The sequence below is a fragment of the Pseudonocardia sp. T1-2H genome, from assembly GCF_038039215.1.
Lineage (GTDB): Bacteria > Actinomycetota > Actinomycetes > Mycobacteriales > Pseudonocardiaceae > Pseudonocardia.
This window is the reverse complement of record NZ_JBBPCL010000001.1, coordinates 4,729,268-4,753,054: the sequence shown is the minus strand read 5'-3', so window position 1 is coordinate 4,753,054 and position 23,787 is coordinate 4,729,268. Positions and strand designations below refer to the sequence as shown.

Annotated in this window: 22 protein-coding genes and 2 pseudogenes; 13 read left to right on the top strand and 11 right to left on the bottom strand. The window is 71.8% G+C overall.

The window, feature by feature from the left end:
• The first annotated feature begins 161 nt into the window (after positions 1-161).
• Positions 162-731 (top strand): COG4315 family predicted lipoprotein, encoded by a 570-nt coding sequence (locus WBK50_RS23445; RefSeq protein WP_341337667.1) that lies wholly within the window; start codon positions 162-164, stop codon positions 729-731.
• Positions 732-983: 252 nt separating this feature from the next.
• Here the strand turns inward: WBK50_RS23445 and WBK50_RS23440 are convergent, their stop codons facing one another.
• The 3 genes from WBK50_RS23440 to WBK50_RS23430 form a co-directional block, all read right to left on the bottom strand.
• Positions 984-1,937 carry a M56 family metallopeptidase gene (locus tag WBK50_RS23440; protein WP_341337666.1) on the bottom strand — a complete coding sequence of 318 codons (954 nt, stop codon included), beginning with the start codon at positions 1,935-1,937 and terminating at the stop codon, positions 984-986.
• Complete coding sequence (locus WBK50_RS23435) at positions 1,934-2,332, bottom strand: BlaI/MecI/CopY family transcriptional regulator (protein WP_341337665.1); 399 nt, start codon at positions 2,330-2,332, stop codon at positions 1,934-1,936. The genes WBK50_RS23440 and WBK50_RS23435 overlap by 4 nt, the downstream gene beginning before the upstream one ends.
• A gap of 285 nt (positions 2,333-2,617) precedes the next feature.
• Entirely contained in the window at positions 2,618-3,928 is a 1,311-nt protein-coding gene (locus tag WBK50_RS23430; RefSeq protein ID WP_341337664.1) for a vanadium-dependent haloperoxidase, read from the bottom strand.
• Positions 3,929-4,250: 322 nt separating this feature from the next.
• Between WBK50_RS23430 and WBK50_RS23425 the strand changes: the two genes are divergently transcribed.
• From WBK50_RS23425 to WBK50_RS23405, 5 genes and pseudogenes are all read left to right on the top strand, one after another.
• Positions 4,251-5,711, top strand: a complete 1,461-nt coding sequence (locus WBK50_RS23425; RefSeq protein ID WP_341337663.1) for an ABC1 kinase family protein — start codon at positions 4,251-4,253, stop codon at positions 5,709-5,711.
• On the top strand, positions 5,705-6,010 hold the full coding sequence (locus WBK50_RS23420; protein WP_341337662.1) for a DUF3040 domain-containing protein: 306 nt from the start codon (positions 5,705-5,707) through the stop codon (positions 6,008-6,010). Before WBK50_RS23425 ends, WBK50_RS23420 begins: the two co-directional genes overlap by 7 nt.
• Before the next feature lie 45 nt (positions 6,011-6,055).
• Positions 6,056-6,199 (top strand): annotated as a pseudogene (locus WBK50_RS23415) (transposase); the annotation flags it as partial.
• Between the two features lie 699 nt (positions 6,200-6,898).
• Positions 6,899-7,483, top strand: a complete 585-nt coding sequence (locus WBK50_RS23410) for a hypothetical protein (RefSeq protein WP_341337661.1) — start codon at positions 6,899-6,901, stop codon at positions 7,481-7,483.
• A gap of 101 nt (positions 7,484-7,584) precedes the next feature.
• Positions 7,585-9,579: an ABC transporter ATP-binding protein gene (locus WBK50_RS23405; protein WP_341337660.1), complete on the top strand. Its 1,995-nt coding sequence runs from the start codon at positions 7,585-7,587 to the stop codon at positions 9,577-9,579.
• 280 nt (positions 9,580-9,859) lie between these two features.
• Here the strand turns inward: WBK50_RS23405 and WBK50_RS23400 are convergent, their stop codons facing one another.
• From WBK50_RS23400 to WBK50_RS23395, 3 genes and pseudogenes are all read right to left on the bottom strand, one after another.
• The gene (locus WBK50_RS23400; protein ID WP_341337659.1) at positions 9,860-10,273 is read right to left on the bottom strand and encodes a cupredoxin domain-containing protein; all 414 of its coding nucleotides are present in this window, start codon (positions 10,271-10,273) and stop codon (positions 9,860-9,862) included.
• Between the two features lie 361 nt (positions 10,274-10,634).
• Entirely contained in the window at positions 10,635-11,018 is a 384-nt protein-coding gene (locus WBK50_RS35335; RefSeq protein ID WP_445942387.1) for an ATP-binding protein, read from the bottom strand.
• A gap of 140 nt (positions 11,019-11,158) precedes the next feature.
• Positions 11,159-12,328, bottom strand: a pseudogene (locus WBK50_RS23395) (DUF4118 domain-containing protein); the annotation flags it as partial.
• Positions 12,329-12,988: 660 nt separating this feature from the next.
• Between WBK50_RS23395 and WBK50_RS23390 the strand changes: the two are divergent.
• From WBK50_RS23390 to WBK50_RS23360, 7 genes are all read left to right on the top strand, one after another.
• Positions 12,989-13,321 (top strand): histone-like nucleoid-structuring protein Lsr2, encoded by a 333-nt coding sequence (locus WBK50_RS23390; RefSeq protein ID WP_341337657.1) that lies wholly within the window; start codon positions 12,989-12,991, stop codon positions 13,319-13,321.
• 194 nt (positions 13,322-13,515) lie between these two features.
• Positions 13,516-13,974 carry an ATP-binding protein gene (locus WBK50_RS23385; RefSeq protein WP_341337656.1) on the top strand — a complete coding sequence of 153 codons (459 nt, stop codon included), beginning with the start codon at positions 13,516-13,518 and terminating at the stop codon, positions 13,972-13,974.
• The gene (locus WBK50_RS23380; RefSeq protein ID WP_341337655.1) at positions 13,971-14,819 is read left to right on the top strand and encodes a GAF domain-containing protein; all 849 of its coding nucleotides are present in this window, start codon (positions 13,971-13,973) and stop codon (positions 14,817-14,819) included. Before WBK50_RS23385 ends, WBK50_RS23380 begins: the two co-directional genes overlap by 4 nt.
• Positions 14,816-16,099, top strand: coding sequence for a PP2C family protein-serine/threonine phosphatase (locus WBK50_RS23375; RefSeq protein WP_341337654.1), 1,284 nt, complete (start codon positions 14,816-14,818; stop codon positions 16,097-16,099). The genes WBK50_RS23380 and WBK50_RS23375 overlap by 4 nt, the downstream gene beginning before the upstream one ends.
• Positions 16,100-16,171: 72 nt before the next feature.
• A complete protein-coding gene (locus WBK50_RS23370; protein WP_341337653.1) occupies positions 16,172-16,480 on the top strand; it encodes an STAS domain-containing protein in 309 nt (102 codons plus the stop codon).
• Positions 16,480-16,893: an ATP-binding protein gene (locus tag WBK50_RS23365; RefSeq protein ID WP_341337652.1), complete on the top strand. Its 414-nt coding sequence runs from the start codon at positions 16,480-16,482 to the stop codon at positions 16,891-16,893. The genes WBK50_RS23370 and WBK50_RS23365 overlap by 1 nt, the downstream gene beginning before the upstream one ends.
• Positions 16,894-16,974: 81 nt before the next feature.
• Positions 16,975-17,826, top strand: a complete 852-nt coding sequence (locus WBK50_RS23360) for a chitosanase (protein WP_341337651.1) — start codon at positions 16,975-16,977, stop codon at positions 17,824-17,826.
• Between the two features lie 166 nt (positions 17,827-17,992).
• On the opposite strand, the gene katG is transcribed toward WBK50_RS23360, so the two are convergent.
• The 5 genes from katG to WBK50_RS23335 form a co-directional block, all read right to left on the bottom strand.
• Positions 17,993-20,194: a catalase/peroxidase HPI gene (gene katG / locus WBK50_RS23355; protein ID WP_341339487.1), complete on the bottom strand. Its 2,202-nt coding sequence runs from the start codon at positions 20,192-20,194 to the stop codon at positions 17,993-17,995.
• A gap of 64 nt (positions 20,195-20,258) precedes the next feature.
• A complete protein-coding gene (locus WBK50_RS23350; protein WP_341337650.1) occupies positions 20,259-20,690 on the bottom strand; it encodes a Fur family transcriptional regulator in 432 nt (143 codons plus the stop codon).
• Positions 20,691-20,947: 257 nt separating this feature from the next.
• Positions 20,948-21,259: a putative quinol monooxygenase gene (locus WBK50_RS23345; RefSeq protein ID WP_341337649.1), complete on the bottom strand. Its 312-nt coding sequence runs from the start codon at positions 21,257-21,259 to the stop codon at positions 20,948-20,950.
• A gap of 135 nt (positions 21,260-21,394) precedes the next feature.
• The gene (locus WBK50_RS23340; protein WP_341337648.1) at positions 21,395-22,636 is read right to left on the bottom strand and encodes a cytochrome P450; all 1,242 of its coding nucleotides are present in this window, start codon (positions 22,634-22,636) and stop codon (positions 21,395-21,397) included.
• 107 nt (positions 22,637-22,743) lie between these two features.
• Entirely contained in the window at positions 22,744-23,709 is a 966-nt protein-coding gene (locus tag WBK50_RS23335; protein ID WP_341337647.1) for an AraC family transcriptional regulator, read from the bottom strand.
• Positions 23,710-23,787: the final 78 nt, after the last annotated feature.

Sequence of the window (23,787 nt, the reverse complement as noted above, 5' to 3'; positions counted from 1 at the left end):
TCGCTGGGGGTGGCGCCGCGTCGGCACGACGACCCTCCGACGAGCGGGCCCGAGCGAGACGTGAACGCCGACCGGCTACTAGGCGTGTTAGTAGGTGGGGGTGGCGCCGCCGGTGGGCCGCGCACCCTCGATAGGCGAACGCCCGGACAGGAGGAACGTCCATGAAGCGCAGGTACATCCTCGCAGGCGCCATCGCGGCGACGGTGCTGGCCGGCGGCGTCGGGCTCGACGCGGCGCTGTCGGGCCACGGCGGCCCGTCCTCGGCGGTCTACGGCGCGGCGCCGGCAGCGGCGACCGGGATCGGTGTCGCGACGCTGGCGCCGGGGACCGCGCTGGTCGACGGCACCGGCCACGCCTTGTATTTGTTCGAGGCCGATGCCGGCACCACCTCCACCTGTACCGGGCCGTGCGCGCAGGTGTGGCCGCCGCTGGTCACCCACGGCACCCCGTCGCTCGTGTCCGGCGCCGTGCAGGCCCGGCTGTTCGGGACCGCTCCGCGGGCCGACGGCACCCAGCAGCTCACCTACAACGGCCACCCGCTCTACTCGTTCGCGGGCGACAAGGCCCCTGGCGAGGCCCGCGGGCAGGGCCTCGACCAGTTCGGCGCCGCCTGGTTCGTGGTCACCCCTGCCGGGGACAAGATCGATTCCAAGAGGTCACCTGAGACGAGCCCGGCGCCCGCGCCTGTTCCGCCCGCGCCCGCGCGCTCGGCCAGCGGCTATGGCTACTAGACCACCCGGAGAAGGTCGCCAACCCCGCTGCCGCGTGCTGTCAGGGTTCCGTGAGGACGACCGGGGCGACGCGCTGCCCGTCTCCTCACCGCGTCGATTCCGGGCCCTTCCCTGGCCTGGCTCGGCTTCCGCGGACTCGGCGCGCTGCTTTCACCCCGGCCCCTCGGGACCTGGCTCCTCGCCCGCCGGACGGGTGTGGCCCGCGCTCACTCCGAGGCTGACGGTCGATGCTCCGGCGGCTGCCTGCGGCGGCTAATGCAGCGCGACGAGGGCGGGCGCCGTCGCGAGGGCGAGTGGCGCCACGGTCACGGCCACGACGGCCGCGCGCATCAGGGTCCGGCGCCGGCGGGGCAGCTGGTCCGGCGGGCACAGGAGGCGATGGATCCGGGCGGCGGCGTCGGCTCCGGTGGAGGTCGGCGTCGCGGCCGGCCGGATCGGGGCGCCGCCTGCTGTACTTCCTCCCGCGGAGGTGACGGCGACCAGCGCGCTTGCGAGCACCCGTGGCTCGTGATGATCCGCGGCGAGCTCGTCGGCGTCCATCTCGAGGAGCCGGCCCACCCGGGCGGGGGCCTCCCGCAGCATCGGCACGATGGGCATCGCGGCGGCGGCGAGGGCCGCTGTGACCTGCCAGCGGTGATGCCGGGCGAGCAGGTGCGCGTTCTCGTGGGCGAGCACGGCGCCGAGTTGCGGCTCGGTGAGGAGATCGATGGCCCCACTGGAGACGACGACGGCCGGGTGCCGGCCGGCGATGCTGTAGGCGACGGCCCCGGGGCAGTCGAGCACCATCGCCGGGAGGTCGGGCCGACGGTGGCCCACCAACCTGACCAGCAACTGGTGGCGGCGTCCCTGCCTACGCCGCCGGCGTGCGACCCGGCCCGCGGCCCACGCGATGCGCGCTGCGGTGGCCACGGAGAGGACCTGCCCCGCCGTGATGACCCCGGCTGCGCCCGGCGTGCCGTAGGCGGCGCGCAACCGGGCGAGGCAGGCGCCGATCAACTGGCCGAGGTCGGTGGACAGGGCGCTCGCGGGCAGCGCGATCGTTACGCCGGCCAGGATGAGCGCGACGGGCACCGACCAGGCCGCGGCGAGCACCGCCGCGGCGCCCAATCGTGGCGCCCGCAGCGGCCAGACCGCGCGGCGGAAGCCGGCCGGGCCGGCAAAGCCGACCACCATCGCGTAGAGGATCAGGGTGCCGCCGACGGTCACGACGCCGTCCCCGGGCGGTGCCCCTCGGGCGCCTCGCGCAGCGCCGCGGCGAGGGCCGCGGCATCCTCCGGGTCGATCTCCTCGACGAAGCGCGCCAGGACCCCGGCCCGGTCATCGCTGACCGCCAGAGCCTCGCGCATGAGCAGGGCGGTGTAGGACTGTCGGCTGAGCACCGGCTGGTAGCGCCAGGCCTGGCCGTCGCGGCAGCGCCGCAACCATCCCTTGCGGTGCAGGTTTCCCAGCACCGTCATGACGGTGGTGTAGGCGGGTGTTCGCTGTGGGCGCATGAGGTTGACCACGTCGCGCACGAGCAGCGGGCGTTCCGCGGTCCACAACCGGTCCATCACCGTGGCCTCCAGGTCACCGAACGGGCGTGATCGGCGCAGGGACGGCATCGGGCACCTCCGGACTCGGCAGAGCGGGGGACCGACGGCCTCCCTACCCCTTCACACGGTCCGGGACCCCCAGGTGTTCATCACAGCACCGGTGCACCCTCTGCATGAGGGTCGCTTTGGGATACGGGGAGGGGTTACAGGCGTCACGGGCCGGACGGGACGACGGAACCCACGGCGAGCTGGATGACGCCGTGGGCCCCGGCGGGATGTCATCCGGGTGGCCACCGACCCCGCTCCGTCGGCGAGGGCCGGGCAGCGGGCGGGGAAGGCGACCGGGAACCTGAGTCAGCCGGTGGTGGGCTGGTGCAGATCGCCGAGCACCAGCCTGGCGACCTGGCCGCCGAGCTGTTGCCCCGCTTGGTGGTCGATCCGGGTGTGCTGCCCGGCCCAGATCCGGCTGAGGCCGGCCTCGTCGGCGGCGGCCGCGAGGCTGTCGAAGCTGCGGGTCACCCCGGGGTCGGCCGCCGAGGTGACCGCGACCGCCTGGTGGGCGCCGTAGAAGGCGGTCAGCGCGGTGGCAGCCGCCTCACTGAGCGCGCTGTGGGCACCGGGGTACGACGGATCGGCGGCAGTCGGGGTCAGCGGGTTCCACGTCGGATCGCCGACGATGCCCGGATTGCCGGCGGTGGCGCCGAGCTGGATCGCGGTGACCGGTCGCCAGACGTGGTCCTGGTACTTCGTGTTGTACATCGCGATGGTCGTGTCGGCCAGCGACAGGTCCATGGCCGAGAACACCCCGGTCGCCTGCGCCAGGCTGGCGTGCCGGTCGGCGGTCAGCTGCTGTGCGACCTGGTTCCAGGTGTTCCACACCGGCGAGGCGCTCCAGAACTTGCCGGCCACGGTCTCATCCGGGGTGCGGGTGGTGCTGGAGTCGCGCCCGAGGTCCTTCACCTCGTTCAGCGCGGTCGCGTACGCGGCGCTGCTCACCGGTGGCGGCGCGGCCGGACTGAACTGGTTCGCGTTGTCGAGCAGGAACGGGGTGACCGATCCCCAGCCGGTGTACATCGGCGCGGGGAACTTGGGCGGGGTCTGCCGGTAGTCACCGGGCGCGGTTCCGGCCACGAACGGCGCCGCAGCCGCCGACGAGCCGTCCGAGGACCGCAGCGTGACCATCTGACGGGCCGCCGCCGCTCCGACCCCGACACCGTCCTGCTTGGCCTGCCCGTCGGGCATGCCGGCCAGCTCGCCGCTGAGCTGGGTGTCCAGACCGGCGTGCATCGAGGGGTACAGGGCGACGAGGACGTCGTGCGCGGCCTGGTCGGCCGCGGCGTCGGGGCGGGCGCCGCTCGGCGCGGGCACTGCGGACCGGTAGGCCGGCGCCGCGTGGGTGATCGAGACGACCGCGTTGTACTCGGCGGCCTGCAGCATGGCGAAGCTGCGGGTGGGATGGACGGTGCCCGGCTGGACGTTCGGGGCGCCGAGGATCGAGATCAGCTGCCGATTCCAGTCGATCACCGACTGCCCGGATCCGGGGGTGTCCGCGGGGCCCGCGGTCGGCACGCCGCTGCTGGACGTCGCCGCCAGGGCCGGAACGGCGATGCCCGCCGCGACGGCCGCTGCGACCAGGGTGACGAGTGTTGTGGTTCTCCTGCGCATGCCTGCAGTCCTGCCGATCGTGTCGGGTCGGCGCGAGTTCCCCCACGCCGGGCGCCGGGGACGAGGTGCCGGCGCACGTCACTAGCACGGGTGGCGAACCCCGTCTGTTCATCGGGTTGGCGGCGCGGAGCCGGCTGAACATCCCCGGGCTACTATCCGTTTTAGTAGACATGACCACGTCTCTTGCCCGTTCGCTGCGACTCCCGGCGGCCACCGCCCACATCCCCTTCCGCAGGCCAGCACCCGGGATGCCGCCCCCGCTGCGCCGCCACGCCATTGACCAGGCCCCGGATGAGCCGGGCGCGACCGGGAGCGGACGGCGATGACGAACACGGCCTACCGCGAGATCCCGAGCGGCGGGATGGCTCGGTCGGTGAAGCTCGCCGCGCTTCCGCTGGCCTTCGGCGGGCGCGCGGCCGCGGGCTGGGGACGGCGGCTGGCCGGCGCCGACGCCGACGCGGTCTCGGCGGTGGCTACGGCGCGCAATGCCGAGCAGCTGTTCACCGTGCTCGGGCAGCTCAAGGGCGCGGCGATGAAGGTCGGGCAGGCGCTGAGCGTCTACGACGCGATGATCCCCGCCGACATCGCCGAGCCCTACCATCGTGCGCTGAGCCGGCTGCAGTCGTCCGGCCCGTCGATGCCGGCGCGCGTAGTGCACCGGGCGCTCGACGAGCAGCTGGGCGGCCAGTGGCGGCGGCGGTTCCGCGACTTCGACGACGTCCCGGCCGCGGCCGCGAGCGTCGGACAGGTGCACCGGGCGGTGTTGGCCGACGGGCGAGCGGTGGCGGTCAAGATCCAGTACCCGGGCGCCGATCTCGCCCTCGACGCCGACCTGCGCACCCTGGAGCGGTGCTCCCGGCTGTTCACGCTGATCGTCCCCGGGCTCGACGCGCGGGCCGTGATGCAGGAGCTACGCGAGCGGATGCTCGACGAGCTCGACTATCGCGCCGAGGCCGACCGGCAGCGCGCGTTCGCGGCGGCGTTCGCCGGTGACGACGCGCTCGTCGTACCCGCGGTGGTGGCGTCGGCGCCGAAGGTGCTCGTCTCGGAGTGGCTGGACGGGGTCTCGCTGGGCACGATCATCGGGCGTCCGGCCGTCGACGGCGCCGATCAGGCCCGCCGCGACCGGTACGCGCACACCGTCCTGGAGACGATGTTCTCCTCCCCGGCGCGCCTCGGGCTGCTGCACGCCGACCCGCATCCGGGCAACTTCCTGGCACTGGCCGACGGGCGGCTCGCGATGATCGACTATGGCGCGGTCGCGACCCTGCCCGGCGGGATCCCGCCGGTGCTCGCGCGGATCCTGCGGCACGTCGCCGACGCCGAGCCCGACGCGATGATGGACCTGCTGCGCGCCGAAGGCTTCCTCGCCCGGGACGTCGCGGCCGACGACGTGCTGCGCTACATCGGCGCGCTAGGCGATCCGCTCCGTGTCGAGCGGTTCCACTTCCATCGGGCGTGGATGAAGCGTCAGGGCGAGCGGGTGGTCAACCTGCGCGGCCGGGCGTACTGGGAGACCGGGCGCGCGCTGACCTTGCCCGCCCAGTACCTGCTGGTCGTGCGGGTGCTGTCGGGATGGACGAACGCACTGGCCCAGCTCGACTGCACAGCCGCTGCGCGCGGCCTCGCGGAGCGCTGGTTGCCCGGGTTCGCAGACGGCCGAGGCCGGTACGCCGAGGCCGCGGGCACGCGCGCCGGCCGGCCGGCGCCGACCGATCGCCCGATGGTCGAGGCCCCGAGACACAGCACAGCGGCCGGTGGAATCGGGAGGCCGTCATGTTGAGCGAGCGGGAGCGTCGGGTCTTGCGGGAGATCGAGCACCGGGTCGCGGAGACGGACCCCCGGTTCGCGGCGTCCATGCGACGTTCGATATCGGCTCGGGAGCGCCGGGCGGCCCTCCCCTACGACGCGGTCGTCGTGGTCGCCGTCCTGTCCGCTGTGCTGTGTCTGGAGCTGTCGGTGAACGGAGCCGCCGTCGTGGCCGCCGTGCTCGCCGTCGTCATGTTCTTCCTACGACCACGACGCCGTCCGGCCCGGACCGGCCGAGGGCTGTTGCGATGCCGTCGGACCTGGGAGTCGTGACCGCGAACAGACCGGCGATCGTCGCCGGTCTGCTCGGTCTGCCGTTTCGTGCCGTCCTTGGCCTTCGACGCCGAGATCCGCAAGGTCATCTGCTCGACCAACGCGATCGAATCGGTCCACGCCAGGATCCGGCGGGCGGTCAAAGCCCGCGGGCACTTCCCGAACGAGCAGGCCGCCCTCGAGTGCGTTTAGATGGCGATACACCGTTCTCTTGACAATCCCGAAATCCGGAGAGACCTCGCCTCACGGCTGCGCGAAATGGATGACCGGACAGGCGCAGCGCTAGTCGATTTACCGCAGAGTGTTTCGTGGGCCGACAACGATCCGTGGTGTGGGCTGAGTAGGCGCGCTTTTCGGGTGTGGTGCGTAATCGGCCCCGCCGTCGAAGTCGGCTGAGTTCAACGGAGTACGCAGGAAAGGGTAAGCACTCTGATAGGGCTGTCGACTCCTGGTCGGGCCAGGCGGCTTCGGTTCGCTGGTCGATCTCGCTGTTTAGCGCATTCTCGTGAGTGACGAAGTGGCCGCAACGAAGTTCCGCTCGGGGCCCCCGTGGAGGCCTACTCCGCCGCGCCGGACCTCGAGTCGATCCGTGATCGGCTCGACGAGCTCACCGAGCAGCTGCTCGAGCAGCTTCGGTGCCCGCGGGCGGCCACTCCCCGGCTCGCGTTGCTGTGCCGCCGCCCAGGAGCGTTCGCTGCTGCTCCACGCCGGCGATCGGTAACCGACGGTAAGTGCGCGCGCAGCGGAGACCGAAATGCTTGATAGAGACGAACGGGACAAATGAGAGAGCGAGCCGCAGATCAATGCCGCAGATCGTGAGTTCGCCGCCGGTTTGCGGCACGGGCAGCGCCGCCTCCCGCGGACACGTACCCGGACCGCCTGCTGCGAATGATGATCGCGCTGTTGGTGCTGGTCACGGCCGTACTGCTGGTGCTCGGGTTGCCGGCCGGTGCCGGTGCCGTGGCTGCGGTCGCTGCGGGTCTGTGGTGGGGTGCCGGAGCGACCCGTGAGGCCGTGGCGGTGGGCGTAGACGACAGCGTGGCCCCGGTCGGTGATTTCTGTCCGTTCTCACCTATTCGGCCACCGTCAGGACGACCCGGCGGAAATCGGACGGGCGTGGCACGGATCGGTAAAGATTCGGCAAGGTATATGCATTGGAACCCGCGCGGTGAGTTTTCGATCCATCTTTGCACTAACGGGACGAATGGGGCGCATCTGTCACTGAAGAGTCGCCTGTGTCACACCTACGAAATTACTGAGAGCGGGCTCAGTTTCCTGGCGATCAAGAAACGGCGGGGGTACGTTAATTCGGAGGACGCCGAATGGTGTCCGACACCATTCAAAGGAGGAGAAATGAGCGACAACAAGTGGGGCTGGACGCCGGCGAAGAATGACTGGCGTCGCAACGACAAGAACGACCGCAACCGCGACCGCGACCGCGACCGCGACGACCGGGACTACGACCGCAGGTGAGGTCGGAGGGATCTGAGAGGAACTGAGTAGATCCTCGGGACGGCTCCGCCCGACGCCGGGCGGGGCCGTTCCCCGGGTCATGACGGGGGAGTGCGCCGGCGATGACTGAGCCGACTGCCGGTTCGGCTGTGGAGGTCGCCTCGCGGCCGCCAGCACCGGGAGTGCCGCGGCTGTCGGTGACCGGCCTGCTGGTGTCGAGCAACCTGCTCGCAGACACCCCTGCGGTGGGGCTGTGGACGGTCTTCCGACGGTTCTGGCCGGAGACCCGGCCGTTCCGCGGGCGGGTGTGGGCCAGCCTGCTCCTCGTCGCGGCCGGCCCGTTGCTGAGCGCGGCGACGATCTGGTTGTTCAAGATCCTCGTCGACGACGTTCTGACCCCGCACAGCTTCCGCTACTTCCCGGCGCTGGCCGCCGCCTACATCGGGATCTCGGTTCTCGAGGGTGTCGTGTCGTTCGCCGACCGGTACCTGTCCACCTGGGTGGGGGAGCGGTTCGTGCTCAACCTGCGCAGCAGGTTGTTCACCCACCTGCACCGGCAGTCGTCGCAGTTCTTCGAACGCCGCCAACTCGGCGACATCCTGTCCCGGCTCACCGGGGACATCAGTGCGATCGAGCAGCTCGTGCTCTCCGGCCTCGCGCAGGGCTTGACCTACGCCTTCCAGCTCGTCTTCTTCACCGCCGCGCTGTTCTACATCAGCTGGCAGATGACGCTCGCCTCGCTGATCGCCGCCCCCGGGTTCCTGCTCATCGCGCGGTCCTTCTCCCGCCGGATCAAGGACGCCTCCCGGGAGACACGGCGCCGGGCGAGTTCCCTCACCACGGTCGCCGAGGAGAGCTTCAGCAACGCCGCCCTGGTCCGCGCCTACCACCGGCAGGCCTCGGAGTCGGCCCGGTTCGACCAGGAGAACCTGGGCAGCTTCGTCGCGCAGATGAGGGCGACCCGGTTGCAGGCCCTCTTCGGCCCGCTCACCGAGCTGCTCGAGGTCGTGGGTGTGCTGCTGGTCATGGGCTTGGCGGTGTGGGAACTCAGCACCAACAACATCACCCTGGGTGGCCTCCTGGTGTTCGTGGCCTACCTGACGCAGCTCTACGGCCCGCTCCAAGGCCTGGGGCAGCTGACCAACTCGTTGTATGCGGCCAGCGCCAGCGCGGAAAGGGTGATGGAGCTGCTCGACCTCGCCCCCACCATCACCGAACCGACCCACCCCGTGCCCCTGCCCCGCGCCCGCGGATACCTCCGCGTGCGCGAGGTGGGTTTCGGCTACCCCGACACCGACCGCCCCGCGGTCGCGGGCATCGACCTCGAGGTACGCCCCGGGCAACGCATCGCGATAGTGGGGGCCAGCGGGGCCGGCAAATCGACGCTGGCCAAGCTGCTGCTGCGCTTCTACGACCCGAACCAGGGGAGTATCTCGCTCGACGGCACCGACCTGCGCGACCTGTCGGAGGCCGACCTGCGCCGCAACATCGCCACCGTGCTGCAGGAGACTCTCGTCTTCGACGGCACCGTCCGTGAGAACATCGCCTGGGGCCGGCCCGACGCCACCGACGCCGACATCGTCGCCGCGGCGGTCGCGGCCGATGCACACGAGTTCATCTCCGCGCTGCCCGGCGGGTATGACTCGCGGATCGGGCAACGTGGTCGGCTGTTGTCCGGAGGGCAGCGCCAACGCCTGGCCATCGCCCGGGCGATGATCCGCGACGCGCCCGTGCTGCTGCTCGATGAACCGACCACCGGGCTGGACGCCGAGTCCACGCGCCGCGTCCTGCAACCGCTGCGCCGGCTGATGGCCGGGCGTACCACGATCATCATCAGCCACAACCTGCTCACGGTCACCGACGCCGACCTCATCGTCGTGCTCGACCAGGGCCGCATCAGCGCCGCCGGCACCCACAGTCAACTTCTCACCAGCAGCCCCGGCTACGCCCGGCTCTACCGCCTCCATCAGGCACCACCGGCGCTGCACCCGCCTGAACGACCCGCGGAGATCTGCCCCGGCCCCCCTCTTCGCCCCAGCTCTAGCCCACGGCCGACGCCGCATCCTCGCCCGCTGATCCAACCCGGTGACGGGGACTGTCAGCAAGATCGTGTGTGAGGCGGTGGTCCGGCTGGAGCGACAGCCGTTAGCACCGGGCTTTGCCCCAGGCGTCGTAGCCGGCTCGACGCCCGCGCACGAAGTTCATCGCCATCGACTCCAGCGCCCGCGCGCCACCCGCCTGGCCGGAACAAATGGATCAACGGTCGAGCCAGGCCACTCGACGACACCCAGACCGACAATTGCGCAACACGGTGAGTGGCCAGCCATGACTGAAGGCAACGGGCTGACCGGTGCCCAGCCCTTGTAGACGATTTCCGTGCGTCCTTCGGGACGTCGTTCAGGTGACCGTGACCGATCCGGTCATGTACGGGTGGATCGAGCAGATGTAGCTGTACGTCCCGGCCGTCGAGAATGTGTAGCTCCAGGTCTGACCCTGGCTCAGGGTGGGCGAGTGAAGGGGCCCGCCGGAGATGTCGTGCGGCACGGAGTCGTTGTTCGTCCAGGTCAGCGTGGTCCCGGCCGGGACGGTGACGGCCGCCGGCGAGAATGCGAAGTTCGCGATCGTCACGGTGCCGGCCGCGACCGGCTGCATGGCCGCAGTGCTCGTCGGTGCCGGCATGGCCATCGGGTGCTCGGCCGGCGGTGCCGCGACCGCGGCGGCTGGCGGCCCGCCGCAGGCGGTGAGCGCGGCCAGGGCGACCGCCGTCGACAGCGCGCCGAGGTAGGTGCTGGGACGTGCGCAGAATTTCATTACTACCTTTCTGTCCGCGCTTCGGAGTGGCGCCGGGGCGGCGGCCGCGCCGGTCGTGGCCGTGTGCCCGTCGCTCGGGACGGTCGCCGAAAGCCGGGTCAGGTCGTCGAGCGCCTGCTCCCGGGCCGGTCGGTTTCGGAGGTGCGCCGCCGGCGCCCAGATCATCTGGTCCCCTCGCCGGCTCCACTCCGCGTGTATCGCCGCGCGACGCTAGCCATCACCCCGGCCTGCAGACCTCACCCGAGGGGGGTGAACGGTCGCCCCTCGGGGACAAACCCGGCGACAACACGCGATCGCTGTCCTGTCCCGCCTACGGCCGCTGAAACGCCTGAACCGACCAATTCGTCCAGAACAACCGCACCTACTCGTCCTGACTTGACGGGGTTGAAGCCGGTGGGTCAGGGGCGAATCGGTCCGAAGGGCCGGAACCCCGCCCCCGGAGGCCAGCCGGCTTCACGACCGGCGCCCTGGTATCGCGCGGTGGGTCGAGGGGTCGGTCGGGCTGAAGCGGAAGCTCGACGAGGATCGCCGTCCCGTCCCCGGGACGGCTGATGACCTCGAACGTCCCGCCCAGGGCCTGCACCCGGTCGCGCAGCCCGATCAGGCCCGACCCTGCGGCGGGGTCGGCGCCACCGGCGCCGTCGTCACGGATCGACAGGTGCAGGTGGGTGTCGCGCTGTTCGATGGTGACGCGGGAGTGGGAGGCGCGGGCGTGTTTGGTGGTGTTGGTGAGCGTTTCGGACACGACGTAGTAGGCGGCCACCTCGATCGGGTCCGGGGGGCGGGTTTCGGTGCGGATGGCGAGTTCCACGGGGATTGCGGCGCGCCGGGCGAGGGTGCGCAGGGCCGGCCCAGCCCGCCCTCCGAGAGGATCGCCGGGTGGATGCCGCGGGTGATCTCCCGAAGCTCCTCGGTCGCCTCGGTGAGTTCGTCGGCGACCCGGCCGATCTGAATCTGCAGCCGGAGTTGGTCGGCAGGCACAGTGGTTTGGGCCAGGCGCAGTGTGAGGCCGAGCGCGACGAGGCGTTGCTGGGTGCCGTCGTGCAGGTCGCGCTCGATGCGGCGGCGGGCGTCGTCGGCGGCGGCGACGATCCGGGCCCGCGACGCGGTGAGCTCGGCGCGACTGTCGGCGTTCGCGATCGCGGTACCGACCAGCTCGGTGAAGCCGGCCATGCGCTCTTCGGTGTCGGCCGGGAAATGCCCGTGCCGCGCCCCGGCGACGATCCCACCCCAGACATGCCCCTCGACCATGATCGGCGCCGCGACCGACGACAGGAGCCCCAGCCGGCGGACGGCGTCACCGTCCGCGTCGGACGCTTCGCCGAAGTCGTCGACACGGGCCGGGCGGCCCGTGCGCAGGACCGCTGTCACGGCCAGATGCGGTTCGGGGTCCCAGCGGCTGCCGGGCGGGAGGTCGTCGGGCTCTGCTCCGAGGCGGGCCACGACGGTCGTCGCGCCGTCGGGATCGAGGCGGACGATGGTCGTCGAGTCGGCACTCAGGAGGCGCCCGACCTCCTGCGCAACGGCGGGGAAGATCTCGGCCGCCGGCACCCCGCGGGCGACCAGCGTGGCGATCCGGCGCAACGCGGCCTGTTCGTCGACGAGACCGCGGAGCTCCACGCGGCTCGCGGCGTTCGCGGTGGCGAGGATTTCGGCCTCCCGGCGGCGCGCGGCCAGGCCGACGAGGGAGCTGACCGCGCCGGCGACGAGGACGAACGCGCCCAGGGCGACCACATTGTCGGGGTCGGCCGCGGCGAAGTCGTCGTAGAGCGGCGGGATGAAGTAGTGATCCAGCAGCACCGCGGCCGCGACCGCGGCGCCCAGCGCCGGAACCAGCCCGCCGACCAGCGCCACGAGCACGACGGCGAGCAGGTAGAGCAGCGTCTGGCTGGCCAGGCCCAGGATGTTGCGAAGCTGGGCCAATCCCACCGTGAGCAGGGCAAGGACGACCAGCCCGGTCAGCGCCCCGGCCAGCCGGCGCCGCCAGGAGAGCCCCGCGCGCCGGGCAGCTCGCCATCGTCGACTCGCCGCGGGTTCGTGGGTGCCGATATGCATGTCGGGGTAGCCCTTCCCGTCCGGCCGGTAGCGCCGGTGCCCGGTCCCATCGGCAACTGGGCCAGCCGGCCGCGACGGCCGGCGCCCGAGACGAGCCGGGTGGCGTGCCCCGCGCGGACGACGTCCCGGAATGGGACGGGTAGTGCGGTCAGCGCTCGGTGAGGAGCGCCGCCACGCGGATTCCTCGACGGAAACGGACGCCCGACCGGACGGGAGTGGAAATGGTGTCCACGGCCATGGTTCTGGGTGCTTCTCTCGTGATGGATCGATTTGGCCCGGCCACGGCGACGGCGTGGTGCTCGTCGCGGTATTCCAACACCGGAAAGGCATCGCCGGGCCGCAGACAGCGTCGCGGTAACGCCGACCTGGTGCATCGCCACCAGCGGCCGTCGCACCCTGGTGCTGGCTGCAGTCCCTGGGCTCCTGCTGGCAGGTAGGGTGGGCATCGCGGTTCGCCAACTCACAGATCGCCTCTCGTAGCCTCGCGCAGACCGTCGTCGCTGCTCGGACCGGGGCTCATCGCCGGAGTCGATATCGGCTTGGTCGACCCGGTCCGTAGGCGCGACTCGCGGGGAACTTCAGGTCCCGTCCGGGGTCTGCTGGGCGCTGCCGTAGAAACTACCTCTCGGTAGGAGCGGCAACCGAGAGGCGAGGACAGCGATGGCTCAGCAGGTCAGCACGATGCTGGTCGACGACAAGGACGGCGGCCCCGCCGACGAGACGGTTGCCTTCGGTCTCGACGGCAGGCAGTACGAGATCGACCTCTCGCATGCCAACGCCGAGAGTCTGCGAGCAATCTTCGATCCCTTCGTGACTGCTGGCCGACGGCAACGCCGAGGGCGTCGACTTGTGCCGACAGCAGGGGCCGGAGGCGGTGATCGGGAGCGGAATCAGGCGATACGGGAGTGGGCTCGGCAACAGGGTATGCAGGTGTCGTCCCGAGGTCGTATCCCCGTGGAGATCGCGATTCGCTACGACAATCAAGCCTACTGAAGTCATCGACTGCCTGCCGCGCCCCGGATCACCTTTCGACGGCGGCAGGACCGGCCTGATCGAATGAGCGACTGCCGATAGCCGGCACCGGTACACGAACCAGCGCTGATGCGGCGCGTCTGGCACACTGACCCGGCTCGGCGCGGAGGCCGATCGGCGGTGGAACCGGACGACGGCGGTCAAGGAGTGGGCGCATGGGCACCGCAGGCCCGCTGGAGCAGAGGTGGCCGGCCGAAGCGCGGGTGTTGCCCACGGTGCGACGGGCCGTGCGGGAGTGGGGTGTCCTCGCAGGGCTCGCCGAGGAGACCGTCGAGGACCTCCCGCTGCTGGTCAGCGAGGCCGCCTCCAACGCCGTCGAGCACGCCTACCGCGACGTCGAGCCGGGTGAGTTCGAGCTGTCGGTGAGTCCGGGACCCGAGGGCGTGGTGCGTGCGGTGGTGCGGGACTTCGGTCGGTGGCGCCCGCCGCCGGCTGACCCGGGCTACCGAGGACGCGGCCTGGCGCTCATCGACACCCTCGGCCACGACGTGGAGCTCGACGCCGGCGACGCCGGCACGCGTATCGCCTTCACCGTCAGCGGTGCGGCTGCTACCGGACCGCCGTCGGGCCCCGCGTCGTGGTGGCCGCCCGCCGTGGACGAGGTGGGTCGGTGAGCGCCGGTACCGCGCAGGACGATCTGCCGTTCCCGATCGTCGTGACACGCGGTCCACAGCACGTCGTGAGCTGGGCGAACCCGGCCGCGCGGCGCGCTCTGCCCGGTCTGGCCGTGGGCCGGCCGCTGCGGGACGCGCGGTCGCAGCCGCCCCTGCTGCCCGCGCTGGACCGGGTGGTCGAGCGGGGTGAGGCCACCGTCGTCGAGCTGGTCGAGCCCGCGATGACGGTCGGACTGGTGCCCATGGCCGGCGGGGCGGTGCTGCACGGGATCCCGGGCGTGGCCGGGGTGACGGGCGCGCGCGAGCGCGGAGTCACCCTCCAGCGGTTGGCCGGTGAGCTGCTGGGTGCCGCGACGCCGACGGAGATCGGCCGGCTCGTCGTGACGACGGCCGCGGCGCTGCTCGGCGCCGGCGCAGCCGTGGCGTACGCCCGCACCGACGCCGACACCCTCGACGTCATCCACGCGTCCGGCTGGCCGGAGGAGACCATGCGCCCGTTCGCGCGCCTCGCGCTTCGCCGCGGGCGCCCGCTGTCGGACGCCGCGCTCCGCGGCGAGCCGGTATGGCTCGAGGACGCCGCGCAGTGGCGGGCCCGCTACCCGGAGATGGCCCCGATCGGCACGTCCTCGGGTATCCAGGCCACAGCCTGCCTCCCGCTGCGGGTCGAGGATCGCGACCTCGGGGCGGTCGTGTTCAGCTTCGCCGGGACGCGCGCCTTCCCCCGGATGAGCGCGACTATCTCCAGGCCGTTGCCGCGCTGTGCGCGCAGGCGCTCGACCGGGCCCGGCTGCTCGTCGCCGAGCGGGCTGCGCGGGCGGTCGCCGAGCAGCAGCTCGCGCGCATGACCTTCCTCGCGCACGCCGGACGTCTCATGGAGGCGCCGTTGTCGGTGGAGGAGCGGTTGCAGCAGTTCGCCGATCTGGTCGTGCCCGAGATCGCCGACTGGTGCTCGGTGCACCTCGTCCGCGACGAGCGGGTCGAGCAGATCACGGTGGCCCACGAGGACCCCGACAAGATCACCTTCGTCACCCGACTGCAGGAGCGCTACCCGCCGGACCCGGACGCCCCGGGCGGCGCGATCTCGGTCAGCCGCAGCGGCGAGCCGGCTTTCTTTCCCGACCTGCCCGACGAGATGATGGTCGCCGCAGCCGTCGACGAGGAGCACCTCGCCCTGATCCGGTCCATCGGCATGCGGTCGGCCATGGTGGTGCCGCTGCTCGTCCGCGGTCGCAGCCTCGGCGCGCTGACCCTCGTGCACGCCGAGTCGGGCCGGCGTTTCGACGAGGCCGACCTGGCCTTCGCCGGTCAGGTTGCCACCACGGCAGCCATCGCTCTGGACAACGCGCGGCTCTACCAGCTGCAGCACAGCATCGCCGACACGCTGCAGGCCGCCCTGCTCCCGGCGGCGCTGCCCGTCGCGCCGGGGCTGTGCCTGGCCGCGCGCTACCGCGCCCAGACCGCCGGCGGCGTCGAGCACAGCGTGAGCAGGGGCGCGGACGTGCACGTCGGCGGCGACCTCTACGACGTCGTGCCGGGCGTGGTGCCCGGGCGCTGGTCGGTCGTGGTGGCCGACGTCTGCGGCAAGGGCCCGGAAGCCGCCGCGCTCACAGCGATGATCCGGCACACCCTGCGCTCCGAGGTCGCCCACGGGCTCGCGCCGGTCGAGGCCCTGCGTCGGCTCAACGAGGCGATGCTGCTGGACACCGCGGCCGGCACCTCCCGGTTCGCGACCGTGGCCCACGCCCAGGTCGACGTCGACGCAACGGGAGCCACCGTCCGGCTGGCCGGGGCCGGGCACCCGCCCGCGCTGATCCGACGCGGTGACCGGGTGGAGGCCGTGGCGCTGTTCGGCACGCTGCTGGGCGTCTACCCCGACGTGGATCTCGTCGCGACCACCTTGCGTCTGGATCCTGGGGACATGATGGTGCTCTACACAGACGGTGTGACGGAGGCGCGGGGCGTGGACGGTTTCTACGGTGCCGATCGACTGGCACGGGTCGTGGGCTCGCCGGCCCCGGGTGGCGCGGAGGCGCTGGCCGAGAGGCTGCTGGCCGACGTCGTCGCGTTCCAGCGCGGGCGGCTGCGTGACGACGTCGCCCTGCTCGTGGTGGAGGTTGCGCCGTGACCGCCGACGTGGGTCGTCCCGGGGAGGCGGCATCATGACCGCCGACGTGCGTCGTCCCGGGGAGGCGGCATCATGACCGTGGAGGTCGTCCTCGACGGCGAGCTCGACATCTCGACCTTCGACGCGGCCCAGCAGCGCGTCGAGGAGGCCGAGCATGCGAACCCGGAGCTGTTGGTCGTGGACCTGAGCCGGCTCACGTTCGTGGACTCCACCGGCGTGCGGCTCGTGCTGCTCGCCGACGTGCGGGCCCGCAAGGCGGGTCGGCGGCTGGCCGTCCGCCTCGGCGAGGGGTCGGCTCTGCGGGTCTTCGCCGCGCTCGGCCTGCTCGAGAAGCTCGACGTGCTCCCCGGGGCGCAGCCCGCGCCCGACGGTGCCGCGTGATGTCGGTTGCCCCGACCACCCTGCGCGCCACCATCGACCTGCCCCCGGAGCTGCGTAGTGTCCCCGCCGCACGGTCGGTGGTGGCGCAGCTGCTCGCCGCGTGGGCTGCGGAGTCGTTCTGCGACAACGCGCTGCTGCTGCTGAGCGAACTGGTCACCAACGTCATGCGGCACGTCGTCGGTGACGCCGCCATGCAGGTGCAGGTTCACCTGACCGGGCCCGTCCTGCGCGTCAGCGTGGCCGACAACTCCGCCGATCCACCGCGCACCCTGGAGCCCGGCGCGGCCGGCGGGCACGGCATGTGGCTGCTGGCCGCGCTCGCAGACCGATGGGGCAGCGAGCGGCACGGCACCGGCAAACAGGTGTGGTTCGAGCTGTCCCGCGACGGGGGCGACGAGTCGGCCCCGGTGTGAGGCCGCCCGGGTGTCCGGGCCCCGGGCAGCGACAGCGGGGGGCGGTAACGGAGTCCCACCGGTGGCCGATGGACCACCGTGGTGGATCTCTCCGGAGCGGTGGGCGCCGACATCGCACAGCAGATCGTGTGCAGCGCCGAGAACAGTTCGCTGGACTGGCGCGCCCAGTACGGCTACATCGAGGACATCGGTGACGGCCGCGGTCTCACCGGCGGGTTGATCGGTTTCTGCTCGGGCACCGGGGACATGCTGGAGGTCGTCGAGCGCTGTGCGGCGGACTCCCGGGGCTCGGCGCTGGCGCCGTTCGTCCCCGCGCTGCGCCGGGTCGTCGGGTCGGACTCGCACGACGGTCTGGGGCGGGCGTTCGAGGCGGCCTGGCGCCAGGCCGCGGAGGACCCGGCCTTCCGACGGGCTCAGCACACGGTGATCGACGAGCAGTACCGCTGGCCTGCCGTGGAGCAGGCGCGCGCCGACGGACTCCGGGGGCTGGGCCAGCTCGTCTACTACGACGCCCTCGTGATGCACGGCCCCGGTGAGGACGAGGAGAGTTTCGGCGGCATCCGGCGCGCCGCCGTGACGGCGTCCCGGCCACCGGCACTGGGTGGCGACGAGCGGTCCTACCTGTCCGTTTTCCTCGACGCGCGAAGGCGGGTGATGCACTTGGAGGAGGCGCACGCCGACACGAGCCGGCTCGACACCGCCCAGCAGTGGTGGCTCGACGCCGGCAACCTCGACCTGGATCTCCCCCTGCACTGGCGGGTCTACGGCGACGAGTACGCGATCACCTCGCCGCCACCTGGCATCGATGGGGGACGGTTCCTGTGGCGGGATCCCGACGGCGACTCCGCGGGCGGGGCCGGCGACTTCCTCGGCGGCCTGGGGTCGCTCGTCACCCACACCGCCGAGACGATCCGCCGCTGGACGGGGCGCTGACCGGGCTCCCGGCGCCCGGCCCACCGGTGTCGTCGGCAACTCACGGGGCGGCGAGGCACCGGACGGGGAGGGGCTCGGCCCCCGCGACCGCGGAGGCCGCCCGATCAGCGTATACGAGATCCGTGTGTCCAGGCCGGCCGACGAGCGGCCGGCCTGGACATCCGGATCAGGCGATGTCGTACCGGTCGAGGTTCATGACCTTGTCCCACGCGGCCACGAAGTCGCGCACGAACTTCTCCCGCGCGTCGTCGCTCGCGTAGACCTCCGCGACCGCACGCAGCTCGGAGTTCGAGCCGAAGACGAGGTCGACGCGGCTGCCGGTCCACTTCACCGCGCCGCTGGCGCGTTCGCGGGCCTCGAAGGCGTCGTCGTCGCCGGCCACCGACTTCCACTCGATGCCCATGTCGAGCAGATTCGCGAAGAAGTCGTTGGTCAGCGTGCCCGGCTTGTCGGTGAGCACACCCGCCGTGGACTGTCCGGTGTTCGCGCCCAGCACGCGCAGGCCGCCCACCAGGACGGCCATCTCCGGCGCGCTCAGGTTCAGCAGGTTCGCGCGGTCGACCAGCAGGTACTCGCCCGGCAGGCGCTGCCCCTTGCCGCGGTAGTTGCGGAACCCGTCGGCCATCGGCTCCAGGTGTGCGAACGACTCGACGTCGGTCTGCTCCTGCGTCGCGTCCGTCCGACCGGGGGTGAACGGCACCTCGACGGCGTGTCCGGCGTCCTTCGCGGCCTTCTCGACCGCGGCGACGCCGGCGAGCACGACGAGGTCGGCGAACGAGACCTTCTTGCCGCCGGTCGCCGAGCCGTTGAAGTCGGCCTGGATGCCCTCCAGCGTGCGGATGACCTGGGCCAGCTGGTCGGGGTCGTTGGCCTCCCAGCCGCGCTGCGGTTCGAGGCGGATGCGGCCGCCGTTCGCCCCGCCGCGCTTGTCGCTGATGCGGAACGACGCGGCCGCCGCCCACGCGGTGAAGACGAGCTGGGAGACCGTCAGGCCCGAGTCCAGGATCTTCTGCTTGAGCGCGGCGACGTCCGCGGAGTCGACGAGCTCGTGGTCGACGGCCGGGACCGGGTCCTGCCAGAGCAGCTCCTCCTGCGGGACCAGCGGCCCGAGGTAGCGCTGGATCGGGCCCATGTCACGGTGCGTCAGCTTGTACCAGGCCCGGGCGAACGCGTCCGCGAACTGGTCCGGGTTCTCGTGGAAGCGGCGCGAGATCTGCTCGTAGACCGGGTCGACCCGCAGCGCGAGGTCCGAGGTCAGCATCGTCGGGGTGCGGTTCAGCGTGCCGTCCTGGGGGTCCGGCACGGTGTCGGCGCCCGCGCCGTCCTTCGGCTTCCACTGGTAGGCCCCGGCGGGGCTCTTGGTCAGCTCCCACTCGTAGCCGAACAGGTTGTCGAAGAACCCGTTGCTCCACTGCGTCGGCGTGGAGGTCCAGGTGACCTCGAGACCGCTGGTGATCACGTCCCGGCCCTTGCCGGTGCCGAAGCTCTGCTTCCAGCCGAGGCCCTGCTCCTCGAGGGAGGCGCCCTCGGGCTCCGCGCCGACGTACCGGTCCGGGTCGGCCGCACCGTGGGTCTTGCCGAAGGTGTGCCCACCGGCGATCAGCGCGACGGTCTCCTCGTCGTCCATCGCCATCCGGCCGAACGTCTCGCGGATGTCGCGGGCCGAGGCCAGCGGGTCCGGGTTGCCGTTCGGGCCCTCCGGGTTGACGTAGATCAGGCCCATCTGGACGGCACCGAGCGGCTTCTCGAGCTCTCGGTCACCGGTGTAGCGCTCGTCGCCCAGCCAGGTGCGCTCGGGGCCCCAGTAGACGTCCTCGTCCGGCTCCCAGACGTCGGCGCGACCGCCGGCGAAGCCGAAGGTCTTGAAGCCCATGGTCTCCAGGGCACGGTTGCCCGTGAAGATCATCAGGTCGGCCCACGAGATCTTGCGGCCCCACTTCTTCTTCACCGGCCACAGCAGCCGGCGGGCCTTGTCGAGGTTCCCGTTGTCCGGCCAGCTGTTCAGCGGCGCGAAGCGCTGCATGCCGGCTCCCGCACCCCCGCGGCCGTCCTCGACGCGGTACGTGCCGGCGCTGTGCCACGCCATGCGGATCATGAACGGGCCGTAGTTGCCGAAGTCGGCCGGCCACCAGTCCTGCGAGTCCGTCAGCACCGCGTCGACGTCCCTGGCCAGCTCGTCCAGGTCGACGGTCGCGAACTCCGCGGCGTAGTCGAAGTCGGCGTCCATGGGGTTGGCCACGGCCGAGTGCTTGCGGAGGATCTTCAGGTTGAGCTGGTTCGGCCACCAGTCGGTGTTGCCGGCACCCTCGGTGGGGTGGCCGAGGCGTCCGGCGTGGACCGGACAGCCGCCGGCTTCCTCCGTGTTCATCTTCGTCTCGACGGTGGTGTGACTCTCGGACACGGGTGGTCCTCCTGGCTCGAAGGGGTGGTGGTCAGGACGGGTGTGCGGTGGAGCAGCCGGGGCACAGGCCCCGGTAGACGACCTCGGCCTCGTCGATCGCGAAGCCGTGGTCGTCCGACGCGGTCGAACAGGGTGTGGCGCCGACGGCGCAGTCGACATCGGCGATGGCACCGCACGAGCGGCACACGACGTGGTGGTGGTTGTCGCCGACCCGCGACTCGTAACGCGCCGGGGAGCCCGCCGGCTGGATGCGCCGGACCAGACCGGCGGCCGTCAGCGCGCGCAGCACGTCGTAGACGGCCTGGTGGGACACCTCACCGAGATCCTCACGCACGACACGGATGATCGAGTCCGTGTCGGCGTGCGGATGGTCGTGCACCGCGGACAGCGCCGCCAGTCGAGGACGCGTCACACGCAGGGCAACCCCGCGCAGCATGCGCTCGAAGTCCGCAGTGGTCGGCACGGTCCGAAGTGTGGCCCATTTCCTGGAATCAATCAAGAACAGCGGCGCCTTCGACCCCCTGATCGGGCGGGGAGAACACGCAACGTGGCCGGCTGGCGGCCGAAGGCACGGGTCCGCTTCGTCGGCGTGATCGTACAGTCGGATTCATGTGCGTCGGTGAAGACGGCCGCATCCAGGTCGAAGGGCCCCTGCCGGGCGGAACACTCGGCAAGTACCCGGGCAATCTTCGTGGGCGAACGTGTTCGATCTTCGCGCCGTTACGTGGCGTTGCTCGTGAGCCAGGTGAGCTGCGACGCCCCGCCTTCGACGAGGGTTTCTATGCGCTCGTTGAAGGTGAGGCCGTGCGTCGTGGACATATGCGCTTGGAATGCGTGTTCGTCCTCGTACACCTCGTACACCAGGAAGACGTTCTGGTCGTCGCGCAGCCGGTGAACGGTGAAGACGACGTTTCCGGGTTCCGCACGAACCTCCTGGGCGAGTTCGGCGAGGAGGGCGGCGACTTCGTTGTCCTTGCCCGGCAGCGCGGTGAGTTTCGCGAGGAGAGTCGGAGGGGTCGGGGAATCGAACATTCTCTCACTCTCCCGGAACGGGGACGTTCGTGCGTCCGAAGCGAGTCGCGCAGGAGGGCACACCGATATCATTGCAGGAACAGCTGATCAGCGCAGGGAAATGGGCTGGCGCGTCGATCTTGCGCTCGGCCCCGGTCACCAGGTGACGTCGAGGCGTTCCAGCCCGCGGAAGAAGTAGCTGGCGATGTAGGTCGGCTCGTAGCCGTCGGCCAGCCGCAGGCCGGGCAGGCGGTGCAGCAGCGTCTCCAACGCCACCCGGATCTCCGCCCGCGCCATCGGCGCGCCCGGGCAGGCGTGCACTCCGGTGCCGAACGCCAGGTGCTCCCGCACGTTGGGCCGGTCGAGATCCACCGCGTCCGGTTCCGGGAAGACGTTCTCGTCCCGGTTGCCCGAACCGAACAGCAGCAGGCAAATCGCGCCGGCCGGCAGCGTGATGCCGCCCAGTTCGGTCTCCCGGGTGGTGATCCGGAACAGGCCGCGGTGGGGCGCGTCGCGGCGCAGCACCTCCTCGGTGAGCTTCGGGATCGTCCGGGCCGGGTCGGCGCGGACGCGCTCGGCCACCTCGGGATGCTGCAGCATCGCGAGCATCGTCGAGGTGATCGCGTCGCGGGTGGTGTCGAAGCCCGCGATCCGGGCGGCGCCGCGCACGATGTTCTGCACGGACTCGTCGGGCAGGCCGGGGTAGCCGTTCGCGCCGTGCACGAGATCGGAGATCAGGTCGTCCCGTGGCTCGGTCCGGCGCTGCTCGACGAGGGCCTGCAGGTAGCGGGAGTAGTCGGCCATCCGATGGGCCGCCTCCACCTTGCCGTCGACCGGCGCGAGCGGGTTCCACAGCAGCACGAAGTCGTCGGTCCAGGCCTGGACGCGGTCGTCGTCCTCGGCAGGGAAACCGATGATCGCGTTGATCACCGTCTGCACGAATGGGGCGGCGTACTCGCCGACCAGGTCCGCCCCGTCCCGGGAGAACGCGTCGACCAGCTCCGCGGCCCGCTCCCGCATCCGCGGCACCATCGCCCGCACCCGCGCCCCGGTGAACCCGGCGTCGAACACCCGGCGCATCGCCGCGTGTTCGGGTTCGTCCTCGTTGACGACCATGCTCGTCTCGGGCACCTCGCCCGCGCGGAGCGCCTCCACGACCTCCGGCGGGTTGCCGTAGATCAGTGGCACCGCGACCTTCGAGGAGAACGTCTCCGGGTCCTCGATGACGGTCCGGAGATCCGCGTACCGGCTGACCATGTAGGCGCCGATGGAAGGGCTGAACGCGACCGGCCGCGCCCGGGCGGCCCGGTAGAACAGGTGCGGGTCCTCCCGGTGCGGCGAGCCCATCGGGTTGAAGTCGACCTCGGCCTGCCCGGCCGGAACCTCCTGGGTGGTCACGATGGGGTGCCTCCTCGCGCTCGTTACGGGTCGCTCCGAAGGCTAGGAGTGACCCAGGTCACGAGCGATCCACTTCGCGCGGCGCGTGGAGCCGATTCACGAGCGGCTCAGGGCCTCGGCCGCAGCGTCTCCGACGGCGCCGTCCCGTACTGGGCGCGGTAGGCGGCGGCGAACCGGCCGAGGTGTGTGAACCCCCAGCGCCCGGCGATCTCGGCGACGCCGTGCCGCGCCGGGTCGGCGGCTCGCAGGTCGGCGTGCGCCCGGCGCAGCCGCACCCGGCGCAGGTAGGCCATGGGCGGGACGCCGACGTGCCGGGCGAAGCCCTCCTGCAGGGCGCGGGTGCTCAGCCCGACCCGCCGCGCGACGTCGGTGACGGTCACCGGGGTCTGCGGCTCCGCCTCCAGCAGGTCCACCGCCTGTCGGATCGCCGCCGGCCGCGGCACCGTGGGACGGTGGTCGAGGGCGTCGCGATAGGGGTGGTCGACGGCGTGCAGCAGCGCGACGACCAGGCTCTGCGCGAGCGGGCGAGCCACGATCGGCAGGCTCATCGGGCCACCGGGATCCCGGACGAGCTCGGTCAGCGAGCGGGCCAGCGCCCACCACTGCCGGCCCGGGCCGCGGCGCAGGTCCAGGCTGGGCCCGAGACGGACGACCGACCGGACCGGCGCGTCGACGAGCTCGGCCAGCTCCTCCTCCAGGGCCGCCCGGTCGATCTTCAACCCGAGCAGCCGGCCGCCGCCCTCCCAGCCCTGCAGGGTGGACCGGCTGTCCGGCCGGTAGACCGCGGCGAGGCCCGGCGTCGCGCACACCTCGTCCCGCCCGGTCCACGTGCGCAACCGTCCGCCCAGCGGCACGTTGACCTCGTAGCCGGTCTCGAGCTCGGCGGTCTCGAGCCGGACCTCACCGGCGTAGCCGAGCAGCCCGACCGACACCGGCCCGAGGTCGGTGGCGGACAGCGACATCGCGAAGCGGGTTCGGTCGTGCAGCACGGTCAGCCGGTGCGGGAAGTACACCTCCGCGCAGCGGTCGCGGGCCTCGTCGGGTTCACAGGTCCGGATGGAGATGCCGGGCATCGTCGCCTCGCCCTCGTTCAGGTCCTCGGGCCGGACGCCGTGGGGGAGCGTGGCAGGCGCTCACCGCTCGTCCCGGCG

Bases quoted from the DNA above. Each gene is read 5' to 3' on its own strand.
- WBK50_RS23445 (WP_341337667.1), top strand. From the start codon at position 162: ATGAAGCGCAGGTACATCCTCGCAGGCGCCATCGCGGCGACGGTGCTG.
- WBK50_RS23435 (WP_341337665.1), bottom strand. From the start codon at position 2,332: ATGCCGTCCCTGCGCCGATCACGCCCGTTCGGTGACCTGGAGGCCACG.
- WBK50_RS23430 (WP_341337664.1), bottom strand. From the start codon at position 3,928: ATGCGCAGGAGAACCACAACACTCGTCACCCTGGTCGCAGCGGCCGTC.
- WBK50_RS23425 (WP_341337663.1), top strand. From the start codon at position 4,251: ATGACGAACACGGCCTACCGCGAGATCCCGAGCGGCGGGATGGCTCGG.
- WBK50_RS23420 (WP_341337662.1), top strand. From the start codon at position 5,705: ATGTTGAGCGAGCGGGAGCGTCGGGTCTTGCGGGAGATCGAGCACCGG.
- WBK50_RS23410 (WP_341337661.1), top strand. From the start codon at position 6,899: ATGATGATCGCGCTGTTGGTGCTGGTCACGGCCGTACTGCTGGTGCTC.
- WBK50_RS23405 (WP_341337660.1), top strand. From the start codon at position 7,585: ATGACTGAGCCGACTGCCGGTTCGGCTGTGGAGGTCGCCTCGCGGCCG.
- WBK50_RS23400 (WP_341337659.1), bottom strand. From the start codon at position 10,273: ATGAAATTCTGCGCACGTCCCAGCACCTACCTCGGCGCGCTGTCGACG.
- WBK50_RS23390 (WP_341337657.1), top strand. From the start codon at position 12,989: ATGGCTCAGCAGGTCAGCACGATGCTGGTCGACGACAAGGACGGCGGC.
- WBK50_RS23385 (WP_341337656.1), top strand. From the start codon at position 13,516: ATGGGCACCGCAGGCCCGCTGGAGCAGAGGTGGCCGGCCGAAGCGCGG.
- WBK50_RS23375 (WP_341337654.1), top strand. From the start codon at position 14,816: ATGACCTTCCTCGCGCACGCCGGACGTCTCATGGAGGCGCCGTTGTCG.
- WBK50_RS23370 (WP_341337653.1), top strand. From the start codon at position 16,172: ATGACCGTGGAGGTCGTCCTCGACGGCGAGCTCGACATCTCGACCTTC.
- WBK50_RS23365 (WP_341337652.1), top strand. From the start codon at position 16,480: ATGTCGGTTGCCCCGACCACCCTGCGCGCCACCATCGACCTGCCCCCG.
- katG (WP_341339487.1), bottom strand. From the start codon at position 20,194: ATGAACACGGAGGAAGCCGGCGGCTGTCCGGTCCACGCCGGACGCCTC.
- WBK50_RS23345 (WP_341337649.1), bottom strand. From the start codon at position 21,259: ATGTTCGATTCCCCGACCCCTCCGACTCTCCTCGCGAAACTCACCGCG.
- WBK50_RS23335 (WP_341337647.1), bottom strand. From the start codon at position 23,709: ATGCCCGGCATCTCCATCCGGACCTGTGAACCCGACGAGGCCCGCGAC.